1 protein-coding gene is annotated in these 599 nt (G+C 37.9%); it reads left to right on the forward strand.

The window, feature by feature from the left end; translation table 11 throughout:
* A partial coding sequence (locus R0J87_RS18380; protein WP_498887969.1) for a DUF3967 domain-containing protein occupies window positions 1-209 on the forward strand: 209 nt, incomplete at its 5' end.
* Between the last annotated feature and the right edge of the window lie 390 nt (window positions 210-599).

A 599-nucleotide genomic window follows, 5' to 3' on the forward strand; every position in this document is an offset into this window, starting at 1 on the left:
AGTTTAAAAAACAACAAGAGGAATTCAATAAAGAATTAATTGATCAGTTGAAAAAACAGCAAGAATACATACAAAGTAGTCTTCTTGAAAGAGATAAAAAGCTGTTAGAGGCCATAAGAGAAACACAAGAAACGAAAAAATTAATTGCATCAACGAAACAAGAGGAAAAGGAAGGGCAAAAAAAATCTTGGTGGCAGTTTTGGAGATAGCATATAGATGGATTTTTTTGAAAAGAGCATAAGGGGTTTTTGTCCCCACTTATGGTGTGGAACTAGGCAAAGCCTAGCAAAAAAAAGACCCCAAAGAAGTGGTGGAAATCACTCCTGCAGCAGTGGCGATTTTTGAGGTGATCACTTCCCGATCACTACTGAAAAACGGGCCGGTCACTGGCGGATCTGTGATGGAAAATGATCGACCAGTTGTCAATCACTTGTCAAAGTGCCCAGTTATACGCACCAAAAAATGTGCGTGTTTTTAGAAAAGCCAACGAGGGTTTTTTCACGAAAGTTTGGTAACGTTTTGTAAAAAAATCAGTCACAACAAGGGTTTAAAACCTGTGAATTAAGTTCGTGTTTGTTTTGTGTTGTTTCGGAAATGTG

This window comes from Halomonas sp. SIMBA_159 (assembly GCF_046536035.1).
Classification (GTDB): domain Bacteria; phylum Pseudomonadota; class Gammaproteobacteria; order Pseudomonadales; family Halomonadaceae; genus Vreelandella; species Vreelandella venusta_A.